The sequence below is a fragment of the Flavobacterium hydatis genome, from assembly GCF_000737695.1.
GTDB lineage: Bacteria > Bacteroidota > Bacteroidia > Flavobacteriales > Flavobacteriaceae > Flavobacterium > Flavobacterium hydatis.
Genome location: NZ_JPRM01000047.1, coordinates 35362 through 53793, shown reverse-complemented (window position 1 = coordinate 53793; position 18432 = coordinate 35362). Strand labels below are relative to the sequence as shown.

9 protein-coding genes are annotated in these 18432 nt (G+C 33.9%); 6 read left to right on the top strand and 3 right to left on the bottom strand.

What is annotated here, in order from left to right:
- Positions 1-26: 26 nt before the first annotated feature.
- The 3 genes from IW20_RS22080 to IW20_RS22070 form a co-directional block, all read right to left on the bottom strand.
- A complete protein-coding gene (locus IW20_RS22080) occupies positions 27-2942 on the bottom strand; it encodes an FAD-binding and (Fe-S)-binding domain-containing protein (protein ID WP_035627689.1) in 2916 nt (971 codons plus the stop codon).
- Between the two features lie 168 nt (positions 2943-3110).
- A complete protein-coding gene (gene nagB, locus IW20_RS22075; RefSeq protein WP_035627687.1) occupies positions 3111-5036 on the bottom strand; it encodes a glucosamine-6-phosphate deaminase in 1926 nt (641 codons plus the stop codon).
- Positions 5037-5171: 135 nt separating this feature from the next.
- Positions 5172-5921: a DeoR/GlpR family DNA-binding transcription regulator gene (locus IW20_RS22070; protein ID WP_035627685.1), complete on the bottom strand. Its 750-nt coding sequence runs from the start codon at positions 5919-5921 to the stop codon at positions 5172-5174.
- Between the two features lie 245 nt (positions 5922-6166).
- On the opposite strand from IW20_RS22070, the gene IW20_RS22065 reads away from it, so the two are divergent.
- The 6 genes from IW20_RS22065 to IW20_RS22040 all read left to right on the top strand — a co-directional run bounded on the left by IW20_RS22065 (position 6167) and on the right by IW20_RS22040 (position 18347).
- Positions 6167-9439 (top strand): SusC/RagA family TonB-linked outer membrane protein, encoded by a 3273-nt coding sequence (locus tag IW20_RS22065; protein WP_035627683.1) that lies wholly within the window; start codon positions 6167-6169, stop codon positions 9437-9439.
- A gap of 24 nt (positions 9440-9463) precedes the next feature.
- The gene (locus tag IW20_RS22060; protein WP_035627680.1) at positions 9464-11197 is read left to right on the top strand and encodes a RagB/SusD family nutrient uptake outer membrane protein; all 1734 of its coding nucleotides are present in this window, start codon (positions 9464-9466) and stop codon (positions 11195-11197) included.
- A 269-nt stretch (positions 11198-11466) separates the two neighbouring features.
- Positions 11467-12666: an exo-beta-N-acetylmuramidase NamZ family protein gene (locus tag IW20_RS22055; RefSeq protein ID WP_035627678.1), complete on the top strand. Its 1200-nt coding sequence runs from the start codon at positions 11467-11469 to the stop codon at positions 12664-12666.
- A gap of 115 nt (positions 12667-12781) precedes the next feature.
- Positions 12782-13609, top strand: coding sequence for an N-acetylmuramic acid 6-phosphate etherase (murQ, locus tag IW20_RS22050; RefSeq protein WP_035627738.1), 828 nt, complete (start codon positions 12782-12784; stop codon positions 13607-13609).
- A 148-nt stretch (positions 13610-13757) separates the two neighbouring features.
- Positions 13758-15266, top strand: a complete 1509-nt coding sequence (locus tag IW20_RS22045; RefSeq protein WP_035627676.1) for a sodium:solute symporter — start codon at positions 13758-13760, stop codon at positions 15264-15266.
- 84 nt (positions 15267-15350) lie between these two features.
- On the top strand, positions 15351-18347 hold the full coding sequence (locus tag IW20_RS22040; protein ID WP_035627675.1) for a glycoside hydrolase family 3 N-terminal domain-containing protein: 2997 nt from the start codon (positions 15351-15353) through the stop codon (positions 18345-18347).
- Positions 18348-18432 lie beyond the last annotated feature (85 nt).

The window sequence follows — 18432 nt, the reverse complement described above, 5'->3', positions numbered from 1 at the left end:
AAACATAAAATTTATGTTCGAGAAATTTACTTCAAACAATCCCTCAAAATCGTCACTGGATGCATTGCTTTTCTGTTGGTTCCGTCAAAAATCTGATGACGGCAACTCGTTCCTGCAGCCGCAATTGCAGTTGTTGCTTCGGTTGAACGAATTTTCGGGAACAACGTATCCTCACCCATTTGCATACTGATTTCGTAATGCTCTTTTTCATATCCAAATGAACCTGCCATACCACAACAACCTGAATTATAAATAGTAACCGAACTATTTTTAGGTACATTAAGCATAGCAAAAGAAGCTTCGACTGTACTCAATGATTTTTGATGACAGTGCCCGTGAATTTTTATTGTTTTCTCTACATCTGAAAATTGCCCCGAATGAATTTTTCCTGTTGCAATTTCTCTCTTAAAGAACTCTTCGACTGTAAATGTATTTTTTGATAATTTCTCAGCACTTTCTTTGTCCTTTGCTAATCGAATATATTCGTCTCTAAAAGTCAATATAGCCGATGGTTCGATTCCTATCAGCGGCGTATTTTCTGAAATTAAATCTTTAAAAATACCTACGTTTTTATTGGCGATTTCTTGTGCTTCTTCCAAAAATCCTTTTGATATAAAGGCTCTCCCGCTTTCTTCGTGATCTACAATTATTACTTCGTAACCTAATCCTGTAAGTAATTCATAAGCATCTATCCCAACTGGAACATCATAATAATTGGTAAACTCATCACAAAACAGATAGACTTTTCCGTTTGTAAAAGAATTGCTTTTTGCTGATTTTTTATTTTTTTCGTACCACTTTCTAAACGTTGTTGGCGCTAATAATGGAACTTGTCTTTGAGATGCAATTCCCATGCTTTTTTTAACAAAACCTAAATTTGCTACAAAATTTGTCATGGAAGGTGCAATACTTCCTAGCTTATTCAATTTCGAATTGAAAGCAAATATTTTATTTCGAACCGAAAATCCGTTTGCTTTTTGGTATTGGTATAAAAACTCCGATTTTAAAGTAGCTACATCTACATTACTCGGACATTCGCTTGCACAGGCTTTACAGCTCACACACAACTCAAATACTTTATACAATTCTTCGTGGTCGAATTTATTGTCTTTCTCCGAATGGGTTAAATATTCTCTCAGTGCATTGGCTCTAGCGCGAGTTGTATCTTTCTCATTTCTGGTGGCGCGGTAACTTGGACATAAAGTTCCTCCTGCCGAAGGTAATTTTCTGCAATCGCCTGAACCATTACATTTTTCGGCAGCACGCAAAATCCCCATACTATCTGAGAAATCCTGAATGGTTTTAATATCTGGTTCTACCCTTCCCGATTCTACCCGAAGATTTTCATCCATCTTCCAAGCGTTTACAATTTTTCCAACATTCAAAATTGTATGTGGGTCAAAAGCACTTTTAATTCGTTTTAATAATTCGTAATTTTTTTCGCCTATCATAAAAGGTAAAAACTCTCCACGAACTATTCCGTCACCGTGTTCTCCACTTAGTGAACCTCTATATTTTTTTACCAAAATAGCCACTTCAGTAGCAATGTTTCTAAATTGGTGTAATCCTTCTTTTGTTTTTAAATTTAAAACCGGACGTAAATGTATTTCTCCTGCTCCTGCGTGTGCATAATAAATGGCGCTTTGTCCATGACTTTCCATCATGGCAGAAAAATCGGCAATATAATTAGGTAAATCACTTAGCTCAACCGCTGTATCTTCTATAGAATCTGCAGCTTTATCATCGCCTACAATACTTCCCAAAAGTCCCAATCCTGCTTTTCGTAATTCATTTATTTTATCAATATCGCTTCCATAAATTTTAGGCAAAGCATACCCAAAATTATTTTCCTCAAGATCTTTAATCAAAGCATCTGCCTGTAATTCGGCATCTTCCATACTAATGTGTGATCCTACTTCGAGCATTATAACTGCCTTAGGTTCTCCCACAATAAAAAACCTGTTTTTAGCTTGTTCTCTATTTGTTTTGGTACAATCTAATATCGTATCATCCATCATTTCGCAAGTGTACAAATGATGTTTCATTGCGGTAACTACGGCTTCTAAACTTTCCTGAATAGTATGAAAATGTGCCACTACCATAACATTATTTGTTGGTGGCAAATCATCTACTTTCAGTGTAATTTCTGTAGTAAATGCCAAAGTTCCTTCACTTCCGCAAAGTAGCTTCCCTAAATTTATTGTGTTTTCTGTACCCGAAAATAAGTCTGATTTTAATAATAAATCAATTGCATATCCTGTATTTCTTCTGTGAATTTCAGGTTTTGGAAATTCTTTTACAATTTCTTCCTGATTTTCTTTATTCGAAAGTTCCTCATAAATTGCTTTATAGATTTTACTTTCCAGCGAATCTCCTTTTGTCTTTTCTATAAACTCTTCCGAAGACATTTCCTTAAATACAACAATGCTTCCGTCACTTAAAACAGCTTTTATCTCGACTATTTTATCACGTGTAACTCCATAGCGTATTGATGTTGTTCCTGATGAATTATTCCCTACCATTCCGCCAATCATACATCTATTTGTAGTCGATGTATTAGGGCCAAAGAATAATCCGTGTGGTTTTAAATATAAATTCAGTTCATCACGAATTACTCCGGGCTGAACTGTTATGGTTTTCTTCGCAGCATCAAAAGCAACAATCTTGGTAAAATGTTTAGAAACATCTACAATTATTCCGTTTCCTACCGTTTGCCCTGCCAAAGAAGTTCCTGCCGTTCTAGGCGTTATCGAAATCTTATTTTTTGCCGCAAAGCGAATAATCTTAACAATATCTTCTTCTGTTTTTGGAACTGCTACTGCTTGCGGTATAATTCTATACGCAGATGCATCAGTGGCATATAATTTTTTATGAAGCTCGTCATAAAAAAGGGTTCCTTCTAATGAATCGGATAATTGCTGTAATTGAAGAGAATCAGACATTTAATGGTGATATTGCTATTATTTTTTACTATTGTACTCCAAGGTATTATTTAACCTTGCAAGTTAGCAAGATTAGACCTAACTGCATTTAAAAAAGTTAGGTCTGCGGTACAAAATCTTGCAGGATTATAATCCTTAATTGGAAATCTATTAAACTAACACAAATTATTAATAATCAAAACGTTTAAATGCTTCGATTGCTTCGTATTCAGCCAATCCTAATTGATCATATAAAAAGGCTGTATTTTTATTACGGTCTTCGGCTCTAACCCAGAATTCTCTTGAGTCATTTCCTTGAAACATTACTCTATCTTTCTGAGATTGATGGTATAAAATCGCATGACGTTTTAATAATACTTCTGATGGACTTAATGGTACTGCCATATCTATTTCGTGAATATCCCATTCGTGCCAAGCTCCTCTATATAACCACAACCAGCAATCATTCATATAAAGTTCTGACTTTAGCTCTTTCATGGCTGCAAATATTGCATTCAAGCATACTTCATGCGTTCCGTGTGGATCTGCCAAATCTCCTGCTGCAAATACCTGATGTGGTTTTATTTTGGCAATAATATCTTTAACGATAGCAATGTCTTCAATGCCTAAAGGATTTTTCTTTACTTGTCCTGTTTCATAAAAAGGAAGATCCAGGAAATGGGTATTCTCGTCTTTTAAACCAATATATCTTGTGGCTGCGTATGACTCACGTCTTCTTATAAGTCCTTTTAATTTTCGAACTTCTAAAGAATCAATTTGATTTTCTGTTTTATTATTCAGGAAATTAATAACTGATGAAAAATTAACTTCTCCAATTTCTTTTCCAACAAAATCACTACATACTTCGGCAAATTTTAATGCTTCGTCATCTGTAACTGCAATATTACCTGAAGTTTGGTATACTACATGTACATCGTGTCCTTGTTTTATTAATTTAGAAAATGTTCCTCCCATAGATATCACATCATCATCTGGATGTGGACTAAAAAGGATTACTCTTTTCTTAGCTGGATTGGCTCTCTCTGGGCGGTGTGAATCATCTGTATTTGGTTTTCCTCCTGGCCAACCTGTAATGGTATGCTGTAAAACATTGAACATATTAATATTCAAATCATAAGCAGAACCTTCTTGCGCCAAAAGATCTGACATACCATTATTGTTATAATCTCTGTCGGTAAGTTTTAATATAGATTGTTTGGTTTCTTTACAAAGCCAAACGATTGCTTTGCTTTTTAATTCTTGTGTCCAAGTACATCCGCCTACTAACCACGGTGTTTCAAATCGTGTTAATTCTGATGCTGAAGATTTATCTAATACGAAAGTTGCGTTTGAATGATTTTGCAAAAATGTAGCAGGAACTTCTGAACTTATATCTCCCTGAATAGTTCTCTTGATGATTTCGGCTTTATTTTGTCCCCAAGCCATCAAAACAATTCTTTTAGATCTAAGAATTGTAGAAACTCCCATGGTAATTGCTCTTTTAGGAACGTTATCGATACCATTAAAGTCTGATGAAGCATCGACTCTGGTAATGTGATCTAGTGTAATAATTCTTGTTCCTGAATTAATGTGTGATCCTGGCTCATTAAATCCTACGTGTCCTGTACGACCAATTCCTAAAAGTTGAAAATCAAGACCTCCAGCTTCTTTTATTTTCATTTCATAATCAACACAATATTGATTCAGTTCTTCTAAAACTACTGTTCCGTCTGGAATATTTACGTTTTCTGGCTTTATATCTATATGATTAAACAGATACTGGTGCATGAAATAATGATAACTCTGACGGTTCTCTTTGGTCATCGGATAATATTCATCCAGATTAAAAGTAACTACATTGTAAAAACTAAGACCTTCTTCTTTGTGCAAGCGAACCAACTCTTCGTATACTTTTATAGGTGATGAGCCTGTTGACAGACCAAGTACACAAGTTTTATTCTTGGCTTGTTTTGAACGGATTAATTCGGCTATTTCCTGAGCAACTGCTTTTGAACCTACAATAGAATTATCAAAAATCACATTATGATTTTTCTCAAATCGGGTTTCTTCAAATTTGCCGGGTATGTCGTAAGCCAAAGAAGTATTGGTTTTCATAATATATCTCTTAGTTAAAAAATTAGTTTAACAAATATATACAAAAAACAAAACGAATACATTATTTTGCGTTATTTAACAAAATTAAATTAAAATACCGTAAAATAACGCAGAAATCACTGACTGAATCTCAAATTACAATACAAAAACCCCTGATTTTCTATATTCTTCCAGCGCTGGATCTTCGGGATCTAGATTTGTAACAATAGTATCTAGTTGGCTAAGTTCGCAAACTACATGAGGCATTTTAGTATTTAATTTATTCGAAGAAAACATCGAAACCACTCTGTCAGAAGACTCTATCATTGCTTTCTTTACAATAGACACTTCATAACCTATCTCTGTTAAACCTTGTTTCACATTAATACTACTAGCTCCTATAAAGCAGATATCGGCTTTAATCTTAGATAAAACCTGGATTACATCCATACCTATAGTAACCATTGCATTTTTTTGCATTTTTCCACCTATAAATATTAAATCTATATTAGGATGCTGGGATAATTGCATCGCTATAGGTAAGCTATATGTATAGATTGTAGCCTTTAAATCGGAAGGAATTAGCTTCGCAAACACAAGATTGGTGCTCCCTCCGCTCATTATAATAACCTGTCCATCATGCAATAATGACAATGCTTTTGTGACATTTTTTTTCTTTTCTTCTTCTGCCGATATGACAATATCAAAAACATCAACAGATTTTTCTGTAGGCTGTATAGCACCTCCGTAAACTTTCTCAAGAAGATTCTTACTGTCTAATTCATTCAAATCTCTCCTTATAGTGTCTTCAGACAAATCTAGAGCCAAAGCCAAATCCGTTGTAACAACCTTTTGTTCTTCAAGGAGTTTAGTCATTATGTATTTATGTCTTTCGGCTTTCAGCATTTTTTAAAAATTAAAAATTCAGCACAAATATATCAAATAATTCAATTCAAAAGCTGAGGACTCCTTAGTATATGCAATAGTTTGCATATTTTGAATCCCCTATAGACCTTATAGGGTATTGTTACGTAAAAAATGCGTTGTTTTGCGTTATTTTAGTTAATTTTTGAAAAAAATTACAAAATGACGCATTTATATGCATTAAATAAATATATTTGCTCAACAACCATTAAAAAAACCAAATTATCATGAAAAAATTATTCCTTATTTCATTGTTGGTTTTGTTCATTCAAGTAACATTTGGGCAAACGAAAACAATTACCGGAACTGTAAAAAACAAAGCGGATGGGATTCCTATACCTGGAGTTAGTGTCCTTATTCAAGGAACTGCAAAAGGTAGCTCTACTGATTTTGATGGTAACTACAGTATCGCAGTATCACAAGGAGAAAGCCTTAGCTTTAGCTACATGGGTTTTGAAACCAAAGTGGTAAAAGTTGAGGGACAACAAAAGGTTAATGTTGATCTCTCTGAAACCGCTTCAAAATTAGATGAAGTAGTTGTCGTGGGATTCTCTTCTCAGAAAAAAACTAATGTAACTGGTGCTGTTGCGTCTATCGATGTTGCCAAAACAATTGGTAGCCGACCTTTAACTGATGTGAGCAAGGCTTTACAAGGTACCACACCTGGTGTAAATGTTAGCTTTAACTCTGGAAACATTAATCGTATGGCAAAAATAAACATACGTGGATCTGGAACTGTGAATGCTAATGGTTCTGACGATCCTTTAATATTGGTTGATGGAGTCCCTACGGATTTATCTCTTATTAACCCTAATGATGTAGCAACAATATCTGTACTTAAAGATGCCGCCTCAGCATCTATATACGGTGCTCGTGCTGCTTTTGGAGTAGTGCTTATTACTACAAAAGGAGGAAAAACGGGAGAAGGAAAAGTTAGATTCTCTTATAGCGGAAACACTGCTTTTACCAATCCTATTTCTACACTACAATTCTTAGATCCTACAGAAGAAATTCCGGGACTAATTGCAGCTGGAACTCGTACTGATGGTTCTACCCCAGAATTTTTTGGTGCAAACTACAATACTTTACTTGCAGGTATTAAAACCTGGAAAGAAAAATACGCAAACAATCGTACCAGTAATGAAATGGTTTATGGTGAAGATTGGGAAATTAAAAATGGTACACCTTATTTCTACAGAGTTTGGGATGCAAATAAAGAAATGTATGCAAAAAATGCACTTCAAACTTCTCACAATTTCTCTGCACAAGGTAATCTGGGAGAAAAAAGTTCCTTCTTTGCTTCGTTTGCTATTACAGACCAACAAGGTATGTTAAGAGTAAATCAGGAAACTAGAAAGAGAACTAATATCAATTTAGGTTTTACTACAAAATTAACGGATTGGCTTACAGGAGATTTCAAGGTAATGACTATTCGTAGTAGCTATGATCAACCATTTAACTATTATGGTGGTTCTGGTACTGATGATACAAAATATGGAGGTTATTTTGGTTATGCACTTCGTTGGGGACAATACACTCCAAACTTTGGAACGTATAGAGGATATAATTTCCGTACTGCGGGAGGATATTTATCTAATGCTTCTATGAACGAAAATGACCAATACAATAATAGATTAAGTGCTAAATTTACAGCAGAAATAACCAAAGATCTTAATTTAATTACTGAGATAAGCAGTGTTACTGATTATTACTCAAGAAAACAAAACGGTGGTAAATTTCAAGCTTGGGATAGCTGGTCATCTATGCCATACGACGCTACAACAATACAAACAGCTACACCTGCAACTCTTGAAGCAGGAAATGATTTTGTAGCACAATCAAAAGCAGAAACAAGAACAAATGTTGTTAATATTTATGCTAACTATAAAAAGCAACTCAATAAACATAATTTAAAATTCTTAGGAGGTTTTAACTCAGAGTGGCAAGATTTCTCTCGTACTTATGCAAGAAGAAATACACTTTTAGACAAAACAAAACCAGAATTTAACCTTGCAGTAGGAGAACAATTTGTTTCTGGAGCTACAAATACTGATTTGAACCCGAATGTAACAAGCTATTCTATCGCAGGTTTCTTCGGTCGTGTAAATTATGATTATAACGGAATTTATTTATTAGAATTAAATGCTCGTTATGATGGTTCTTCTAAATTTCCTACAGATCAACAATGGGGATTCTTCCCATCAGCATCTATAGGATACAAAATTGTTAATGAATCTTTTATGGAAGGTACACGTGGATGGTTAAACGACCTTAAATTACGTGCTTCTATGGGATCTATCGGAAATCAAAACATTGGAAACAATGCTTTCTTATCTATAATGAAAACTAAAAATCCTTCGTGGATAAATGGTGGAGCCGTATTGCCTCCTTCTACAGAGTTACCAAGCAACGTTGACCCATCATTAACTTGGGAAAAAGTATATACTAAAGATGTAGGTATCGATATTAGAATTTTTGATATGCTTAGTGCTTCGTTTGACTGGTACCAACGTGATACAAAAGGGATGCTTGCTCCTGGTATAACACTTCCGGGTTCATTTGGTCAAGATGCTGCTCAAACAAACTCAGGAAACATGAGAACAAGAGGATGGGAATTGGCATTGAACTTTAACAAACAAATAAATGATAATGCATCAGTATTTGTAGACCTTGCTTTATCTGATTACAAATCGGTAGTTACAAAATGGAACAACAGTTCTAAATTATTAACTACCTATTATGACGGATATGAAATTGGTCAAATCTGGGGTTTAACAAGTGATAGACTTTTACAATCTACTGACGTGTTTACTAACAATGGTAAAACGGTAAATGGAGTTGACTATTCTAAAACCATGCTTGGTAGTTTTAAATACGGGCCTGGAGATGTACATTATGTAGACACAAATGGAGATGGAACTATATCACGTGGAGCAGGAACTGCAGATGACCATGGAGATTTAAGCAAAATTGGTAATACAACACCTCGTTACAAATACGGAATAACTTTAGGTGGAAAATATCATGGTATTGATATTTCTGGTTTCTTCCAAGGAGTTGCTAAACGTGATTATTGGGCTGCATCAGATGCTGTTTTACCATTCTATCGTGCACCTCAACAAATGTATGCTAACCAATCTGACTATTGGACACCTGATAATACTGAAGCTTACTGGCCTAATCCTTATTATGGTAATGAATCAAAAGCTTTTGGGGGTAGTACTGAAGGTATGAACAACTTCGTTACTCAAACAAGATATTTACTTAACATGTCTTATTTACGTCTTAAAAATGTAACTCTTGGTTATTCTTTACCAAAAGAATTTATCAAAAAAGCAGGCTTAGAAAAATTAAGAATATACGCTTCGGGAGAAAACTTAGTGACTTGGGCAGATAGCCGTCTTCCTGTAGATCCTGAACTTGATGAATCAGAAATCTTCTGGGGAAGAGCTTATCCTTTTACCAAAACATGGTCTTTTGGTATTGAGCTATCTTTCTAATACTAACAATTCAAAAATTTTAAAATGAAAAAATCAATTATAAAATCCAAATTACAGCTGATGTTTGCTGCAACTATAATAGCAATGAGTGCTGTTAGTTGTTCAGACTACCTGACAGATGAGCCTGCAGATAAATTTACAAACGAGAACTTTTGGCAATCAGAAGACAACGTAAAAACATTTTCTTGGCTTAATTACGACACCTTCTTTGGTTATGGGAATGGGACATCAATTGGGGTTTCTTCTTTCTATTTCCATGGTAGTGACTCTAAAGTAGACGATAACTTATCAGCTTATACTTTTTTTCAAATGCCTGTTACAGCAAGTACTACTAATCAGTATTCTTGGGATGAATATTACACACTAATTCGTCGTTGCAATTTAATGCTAGAAAAAGTACCTACTGTTCCTATGGCAGAAGTAAAAAAGAATCATTACTTAGGAGTAGCTAAATTTTTCAGAGGATACACTTATTTCCGTTTAGTACAAAAAATGGGGAATGTTCCGTACACCGATAAATTTTTAGCTCAAAGTGATGCTGCAGTTTACTCGCCAGCAACGCCAAGAGCAGAAGTTATTGACAGAGCTATTAAAGATATGGAAGAAGCTATAGACTTGTTACTTCCTGTAGATGATAAAAATACTACTGTAAATAAATATACAGCGTATGCAGCTTTAAGCAACATTTGTATTTACGAAGGAACGTACAGAAAATACCATTTAGGTCAAGACGGAAGCGCTTATCTTAACAAAGCCAAAGCAGCATCTCTTGCCGTAATGAACAATGGTGGTTATAAATTAAACTCAGATTGGAAATCTCTTTACAACTCTGTTGAATTGGCTGGTAATACAGAAGTAATACTTACAAAACGTTATTTATCAAACGTATTAATGCATTCTCTTCAAAACTATACCAATACATCAACTATACAATATGGTTTAACAAAATGGGCTGCCGATAGTTATGTAACTACAAATGGATTACCTATACAACAAGCAGGAAACAGCCAATATACTGGTGATACTGATATTACAAAAACGTTTGCTAATAGAGATCCTCGTTTTGGTAAAACTGTAAATCCTACTAGCTATGGATACAAAGGGAAACCTTTTAGCGCGGCTACATTAGTTTCAATGTCTGGATATGTGTTTGAATTATACAACAATCCTGCAACAACAGGCCCAGATGTTACTACAGGAGGACGTAATTATACTGATGCACCAATATTTACATTAAGTGAAGTATATTTAAATTATGCCGAAGCTTGTGCTGAACTTGGTACAGCTACAAATACTGATCTTGATATGTCTATCAATAAAGTACGTGCTCGTGCAGGAATTACGCCTTTAACTACAGATGGAACTAATGCTTCTGCTGGAGGAATACAAATTAATGACCCAAGAAGAACGGCAACTTTAGAGCAAATCTCTGGTTCTGTTAGCCCTATTATCTGGGAAGTACGTCGTGAGCGTCAGATTGAATTTATGAGCTGGACAACGCTTAGACAAATGGACATTTACCGTTGGAAAAAAGGAGATTACCTTGATACTTCAAAAAATCTAGATGTAAATCTTGGTGCAAGAATAGGTACGCCTGTAGGAACACAAGTTATAGTAGATGGTAACGGATATATTAAATTATACCCAGCAAATACAAGAACTTTTGAAGCCAAACATTATTTAATGAATATCCCAACAAACGATATTGATTTATATAAAGCTCAAGGGGTTGAATTAAAACAAAACCCAGGTTGGTAATTCAGAATCTAAAAACTGAATACTAACAAAATAATAAACTACCTCTGCATTTAAAACCCAGAGGTAGTATTTTAAAATTATCATTTCGTACAACAAAGTCATCAATTAATAAACCAACGAAAATAAAATTCTAAGTCTGAAAACTCAGATAAAATCTACTACAATAAACCACACAACAACAACCAAAAAAATACAGAATTTCAATCAAATAATAATCTAACTTTATTTAGTTAATTTCTGCCTTCTAAACTATTAAACTGTAATTTAAAATGATAAAATTTATAGCCAAATGTATTCTTATTGTAGCATCAATATTTTACACACCAACTTATTCCAGTTCATTCCATACAATTACAAAAAACAATACATCAGAATTAAATGCACCAGTAATTAAAACCGGAGCTGATAATTATGAAAAATACTTACCCTTATTAAAAGATAAAAAGGTAGGAATCGTTACCAATCAAACAGGGATTTTGACTAACAAAACTCACTTAGTAGATTTTTTATTACAGAAAAAAATTGCTGTGCAGACCATTTTTGCTCCCGAACACGGATTTAGAGGAACTGCCGATGCTGGTGAACATGTTGTAGACGGAAAAGATCCAAAAACCGCACTACCGATTATTTCTCTTTACGGAGATAATAAAAAACCAAAAGCAGCACAATTAGCAGGAATCGCTGTAATGATATTTGATTTACAAGATGTTGGAGCACGTTTCTACACCTATATTTCTTCTTTACACTATGTAATGGAAGCTTGTGCAGAAAACGGAATTCCGCTTATTGTTCTTGACAGACCAAATCCTAATGGAGCTATTGTTGATGGGCCACTTTTAGAAAAAGAATATACAAGTTTTGTGGGCATGCACCCTATCCCACTACTTCACGGAATGACCATTGGCGAATATGCTCAAATGATTAATGGTGAGAAATGGCTTAAAAACGGAGCTCAATGTAAGTTAACCGTTATTCCTTGCGTAGATTATGACCGAAAAATGGAATATAGTTTGCTTGCAAAACCATCACCAAACTTACCAAATGATCAATCTATAAACCTGTATGCAAGTTTATGCCTTTTTGAAGGTACGAATGTAAGTATGGGACGTGGAACTGAGAAACAATTCCAAATTTATGGTTCTCCTTATTTAACGAAAACAAATTTTAGCTTTACTCCTAAACCAAATTTTGGAGCCAAAGATCCTCTTTATAATGGGAAAGAATGCTTTGGCGAGGATTTAACATCTTATCCTAAACTAACACGTTTAGAATTAAAATGGCTAATTAAAGCTTACCAAAATACAAGTGATAAAACTAAATTCTTCAATGCCTTTTTTACAAAACTTGCTGGTACAAAGAAATTACAACAGCAAATTGAAAGCGGAATTTCTGAAGATAAAATTAGAAAGACTTGGCAAAAGGATTTAGAAGCATTTAAAAAAATGCGTACAAAATACCTAATCTATTAAATCATACCCTTATTTATTGTCAAATAAATTCTGGGCTGTATTTTATGATGCCCAATCATAAAATATGTTCCAAACAAAATTCAAAAAATTAAAAAAATCAGCTAAAAAAAATAAAATGGCAAAGATAAATCCCGATACAGAACGTGAGTCACTTTACTCTAATTTAGATAAAATGAGCACAAATGAGTTGCTTACCAATATAAACAATGAAGACAAAAAAGTAGCCGATATTGTTGAAAAACAAATTCCTAATATTGAAAAATTAGTAGATGCTATCGTTTCTAAAATGAAACTTGGCGGAAGACTATTTTATATCGGCGCAGGTACATCTGGAAGAATCGGTATTCTGGATGCTTCTGAGTGTCCTCCTACTTTTGGAGTTCCAGACAATTGGATTATTGGTATCATTGCAGGAGGAGATTCTGCCATTAGAAAAGCGGTAGAAAATGCCGAAGACGATATTGATCAAGCCTGGAGAGATTTATCAGCCTACGATATTTCGAGTTTAGATGTTGTTTTAGGAATCGCAGCTTCAGGAAATACTCCTTATGTTATTGGAGGATTAAAAAAAGCAAGAGAAAATAATATCATTACAGGTAGTATTTCTTGTAATAGTGCAAGTCTTATCTCTAAAGAAGCCGACCATCCTATTGAGCTAATTGTAGGACCAGAATTCCTTACAGGCAGTACAAGAATGAAAGCGGGAACTTCTCAAAAATTAGTCTTAAACATGATATCAACATCAGTTATGATTAAACTAGGAAGAATTTACGGCAACAAAATGATAGACATGCAATTGTCTAACAAAAAACTAGTACAAAGAGGTGTAGAAATGATTGTAGAAGAACTTCAAATTGACGAGAAACTAGCTTCAGAATTATTGAAAAAACACAAAAGCGTAAGAGCCGTTTTATTGGCAGAAAATAAAAATCTGGAAATTTAACTTCCAAACTAATCAAAATCTTTTTTATAGATTTATATAAATTAAGACCACAATCTATAACTTTCGAGATTCAACAGAAACCTAACAGGTTTTTAAAACCTGTTAGGTTTAATCAAAAGAATAAAAACCAAACCACAAAAGCTATAAAATGACACCAAGTACTATCCTTCTTCTTATTATCATTTATTTCGGAACACTATTCTATATCTCGCATAGAGTAAGCCGAAAGGATGATGGAAATGATGCTTTTTTTACCGCTAATAAAAACTCAAAATGGTATTTAGTTGCTTTTGGGATGATAGGAACTGCTCTTTCTGGGGTAACTTTTATATCTGTTCCAGGAGAAGTTGGTGCTGCAAGTGGAGAACAATTCAAATATTTTCAGTTTGTATTAGGTAATGCGCTCGGTTTTATAATAATTACAAAGTTATTATTGCCGCTTTATTACCGAATGAACTTAACCTCTATTTACGGATATATAGAGCAACGAATGGGGTTTTACAGTTATAAGACCGCAGCTTCTATTTTCCTGATTAGTAGAACCGTTAGTTCAGCATTCAGACTATACTTAGTGGTAATTGTATTACAGCGTTTCGTATTCGATTATTATGGTATTCCGTTCGCCTTTACGGTATTGATTTCCTTACTTCTTATTTTTTCTTATACCTATAGAGGAGGATTAAAAACGATTATTATTACAGATACTTTACAAACATTTTTCTTAGTTACTTCGGTTTTCCTTACCATCTATTTTATTTGTGATCGCATGGATTTAAGTGCAATTGGTGCTTTTGAAGAAGTTAAAAATAGTAATTACTCTAAAATATTTTTCTTTGATGATTTTCTAGGAAGCAAATTCCATTTTGTAAAACAAATATTAGGAGGAATGTTTGTTACTATAGCAATGACAGGACTAGATCAGGATTTAATGCAAAAAAACCTGAGCTGTAAAAACATTGGCGAAGCACAAAAAAACATGTTCACATTTACAGGAATCTTCGTTATAATCAACATATTCTTTTTGAGCGTTGGAGCTTTACTATACATTTATGCTAATAAAAACGGAATTGCAATCCCAACAGATTTAATTACAGGAAAGCCAAGAACCGATTTACTTTTTCCTGAAATAGCTTTAAATCATTTAGCAACAATTCCTGCAATAGTATTCTTATTAGGAATTATTGCCGCAACATTTGCCACAACAGATTCAGCATTAACAGCATTAACGACTTCATTTTGTGTCGATTTCTTAGGCATGGACAAAGCTGAAAATAGCGATAAGAAAAACTCTGTACGTATAAGACATTTGGTTCACATCAGCTTCTCAGCATTAATTTTTATCGTAATACTCATTTTTAATTCCATCAATGATAGTTCAGTAGTTGGGATGATATTTAAAGTTGCTTCCTACACTTATGGTCCATTGTTAGGATTATATGCTTTTGGATTGTTCCAGAAATCTAGAAATGTAAATGATAAACTAGTTCCGTTAATCTGTTTATTATCACCTTTTTTCACGTATTTAATAAATGAAAACTCAAAAGTATTGTTTGCAGGATATGTATTTGATAATGAATTAATCGTGCTAAACGGATTATTAACCTATTTAGGATTATACCTAACAAGTTCACGCAGTAGCGAAAAAATAAGTTTTTAAAACCATCTTAAAAACAAAACTAATTAACTAATCAATTGAACGCTTTTAGATACGTTCAGCATTCAATTGTCAAAAAATAATGATATGAAAGATTACTTTATAAAAATTAGCCTTTGTGCCACATTTTTATTCTTAATCACCAATTGTGGCGTTTCTAGAAAAACGAACACAGTTACAGATTCAAAAGAAAATACCTCAACAGATACAGTCGTTTATGTAGCTCCAAATAAATCCGAAAAGAAAACCTTTTTTAAAGATTCTGACCGAGAAACTAGTTGGGTTGATAGTATTTACAACAAAATGTCGGTTCAGGAAAAAATAGGTCAACTGTTTATGATTTCGGCCTATTCTAATAAAGATTCTGTTCATACAAACCAAATCAGTAAATTAGTTCAAGACTATAAAGTAGGTGGAGTAATATTTTTTCAAGGAGGTCCAGTTCGTCAGGCAAAATTAACCAACCTGTACCAATCAAAAGCAAAAGTTCCTTTGTTTGTAGGAATTGATGCCGAATGGGGATTGGGTATGCGATTAGACTCTACCTATCGTTACCCTTGGAATATGACCTTAGGAGCAATCGAGGATTTAAGCCTAATTGAGAATGTTGGAAGAAACATGGCCAACGAAAACAAACGAATCGGAATTCATTTTAATTTCGCTCCAGTTCTGGACATTAATACCAATCCTAAAAACCCTATTATCGGAAACCGTTCTTTTGGCGAAGACAAAGTTAATGTAAGCGACAAAGCCATTGCCTTAATGAAAGGAGTACAAAGTCAAGGTGTTTTTAGTACCGGAAAACATTTTCCTGGGCACGGAGATACGGCAACAGATTCTCATCATGCATTGCCTCTGGTTAATTTCTCAAAAGACAGACTTGAGCTAGTCGAATTATATCCGTACAAAAGAATCTTTGATGAAGGTTTAGCATCGGTTATGGTTGCCCATCTTAATATTCCAAGTTTAGAACCAACGCCAAATGTTCCTTCTTCGGCTTCTTATAATGTTGTAACCAATCTGCTTCAAAAAGAATTAGGCTTTGAAGGCTTAATTTTTACAGATGGTTTAGCCATGAAAGGCGCTAGTAATTTTAAAGGCCCTGGTGATTTAGAAATTGCGGTACTACTTGCAGGAAACGATATTTTGCTTTGCTCAGATAATGTACCTGTAGCATTCCAGAAACTAGAAGTAGCTTATAACGAAGGGGTAATTACCGAAGAACGCTTGGCACATTCGGTAAAAAAAATATTGCATTATAAGTTTAAAGCAGGATTAAACAAATACAAGCCCATCAATATGGCAAACATATACGATGACCTTAATCCGTCACAAAACGATGCTTTACACTATAAATTATATGAAAATGCCATTACCGTTTTAAAAAATGAAAAGGAAATACTTCCTATCAAAGATTTAGAGCAAAAGATAGCGTATGTAAAACTAGGAGAAGATGTTAACAGTGATTTTGTAACTACCCTAAAAAAATATACTGAAATTACAGAAGTAGCCAATACTAATTTAGATAGTTTAAACAAAGAATTAAAAAAATACGACCTCGTTATTATTGGTTTTCACAAAGTAAATAAAACTTGGGAGAAACAAAATTTTACCGATTCTGAACTGATTTGGTTACAAGAAATTGCAAAACACAACAAAGTGATTTTGGATATTTTTACAAAACCATATTCCCTATTACCAATCACCAACTTTGATGATATAGAAGGATTAGTAGTATCTTATCAAAACTCAGATATTAGTCAGATCGTTTCGGCAGAATTATTATTTGGAGCAATCCCTGCCAAAGGAAAACTACCCGTATCTATTAATACCTCTTTTAATGTAAATGATGGTTTAACTACCGAAAAAATAAATCGTTTAGGTTTTACAAAACCAGAAAATGTAGGTATGAATCCGCTTATTTTATCTAAAATTGATGCTATCGCACAAAAAGCAATTGATGGTAAAATGACTCCGGGAATGCAAGTTCTTGTAGCTAGAAAAGGAAGTGTAATTTTCCAGAAATCATACGGTAACCAAACTTATGATAATACCCGAAAAGTTACAAATTCAGATTTATACGATGTTGCTTCGATTTCTAAAATGATTTCGACACTCCCTAACGTAATGCAATTGTATGATCATGAAAAAGTAGACTTGGATACCAAATTAAAAGATATGGTGCCGCTTTTCGCGAAAACAAATAAAGAAAACATCAGCTTTAAGGATTTACTAACTCATTATGCAGGACTACAGGCTTGGATTCCGTTTTACAAAGCAACACTAGATAGCGAAGGTAAACCTTCGGCAAAATATTATCGTAGAGTCGCCGAATCTGATTTTTCTACAAAAGTTGCGGACAACCTTTTTATTAGAAATGACTATCATGATACCATCATGAAAATTATTGCCGATAGTCCATTATCCCTAAAGAAAGAATACAGATATAGCGATTTTACCTTTATCATTCTGAAAGAATATTTAGAAAGAAAAACGCATAAAAAATTAGAAATACTGAGTCAGCAAAATTTTTACAGCACACTCGGAATGAACAATACGCTTTACAATCCTTTAGACAGATTTGACAGAAGCAACATTGCGCCTACCGAAATTGATAACTATTTCAGACATCAGGTTATTCAGGGATATGTACACGATATGGCAGCAGCAATGGAAGGCGGGGTTGCTGGACATGCAGGGATTTTCTCTAATGCAATGGATGTGGCCAAAATGATGCAGCTATTTTTACAAAAAGGAAATTACGGTAACAAACAATATTTCTCTGAGCAAACATTTGATACTTTTAATACTTGTTATTACAAAGACAAAGGAGTTTTAAGAGGTTTAGGTTTTGATAAAAGAGTTGGAAAAGATGGTCCTACTTGCGGTTGTGTTTCTGAGTCTAGTTTTGGACATACCGGATTTACAGGAGACATAGCTTGGGTTGACCCAGAAACAGAAATTGTTTATGTGTTTTTATCCAACAGAACCTATCCCGAAGTTATTAATGAAGAGAATAAATTATCCAGAGGAAAAATCAGAGAAGATATTCAGAGAATAATTCAGGACGCAATTATAAAATAAAAACCTATTAGGCATAATTTATAGTTTTTTATCTAACACATAGAAACATAGATTTTGTTCCTAAAGAAGAATACAAAAAGAAAAA

Coding starts and splice junctions, on each gene's coding strand:
- IW20_RS22065 (WP_035627683.1), top strand. CDS start 6,167: ATGAAAAAATTATTCCTTATTTCATTGTTGGTTTTGTTCATTCAAGTA.
- IW20_RS22045 (WP_035627676.1), top strand. CDS start 13,758: ATGACACCAAGTACTATCCTTCTTCTTATTATCATTTATTTCGGAACA.
- IW20_RS22055 (WP_035627678.1), top strand. CDS start 11,467: ATGATAAAATTTATAGCCAAATGTATTCTTATTGTAGCATCAATATTT.
- murQ (WP_035627738.1), top strand. CDS start 12,782: ATGGCAAAGATAAATCCCGATACAGAACGTGAGTCACTTTACTCTAAT.
- IW20_RS22080 (WP_035627689.1), bottom strand. CDS start 2,942: ATGTCTGATTCTCTTCAATTACAGCAATTATCCGATTCATTAGAAGGA.
- IW20_RS22060 (WP_035627680.1), top strand. CDS start 9,464: ATGAAAAAATCAATTATAAAATCCAAATTACAGCTGATGTTTGCTGCA.
- IW20_RS22040 (WP_035627675.1), top strand. CDS start 15,351: ATGAAAGATTACTTTATAAAAATTAGCCTTTGTGCCACATTTTTATTC.
- nagB (WP_035627687.1), bottom strand. CDS start 5,036: ATGAAAACCAATACTTCTTTGGCTTACGACATACCCGGCAAATTTGAA.
- IW20_RS22070 (WP_035627685.1), bottom strand. CDS start 5,921: ATGCTGAAAGCCGAAAGACATAAATACATAATGACTAAACTCCTTGAA.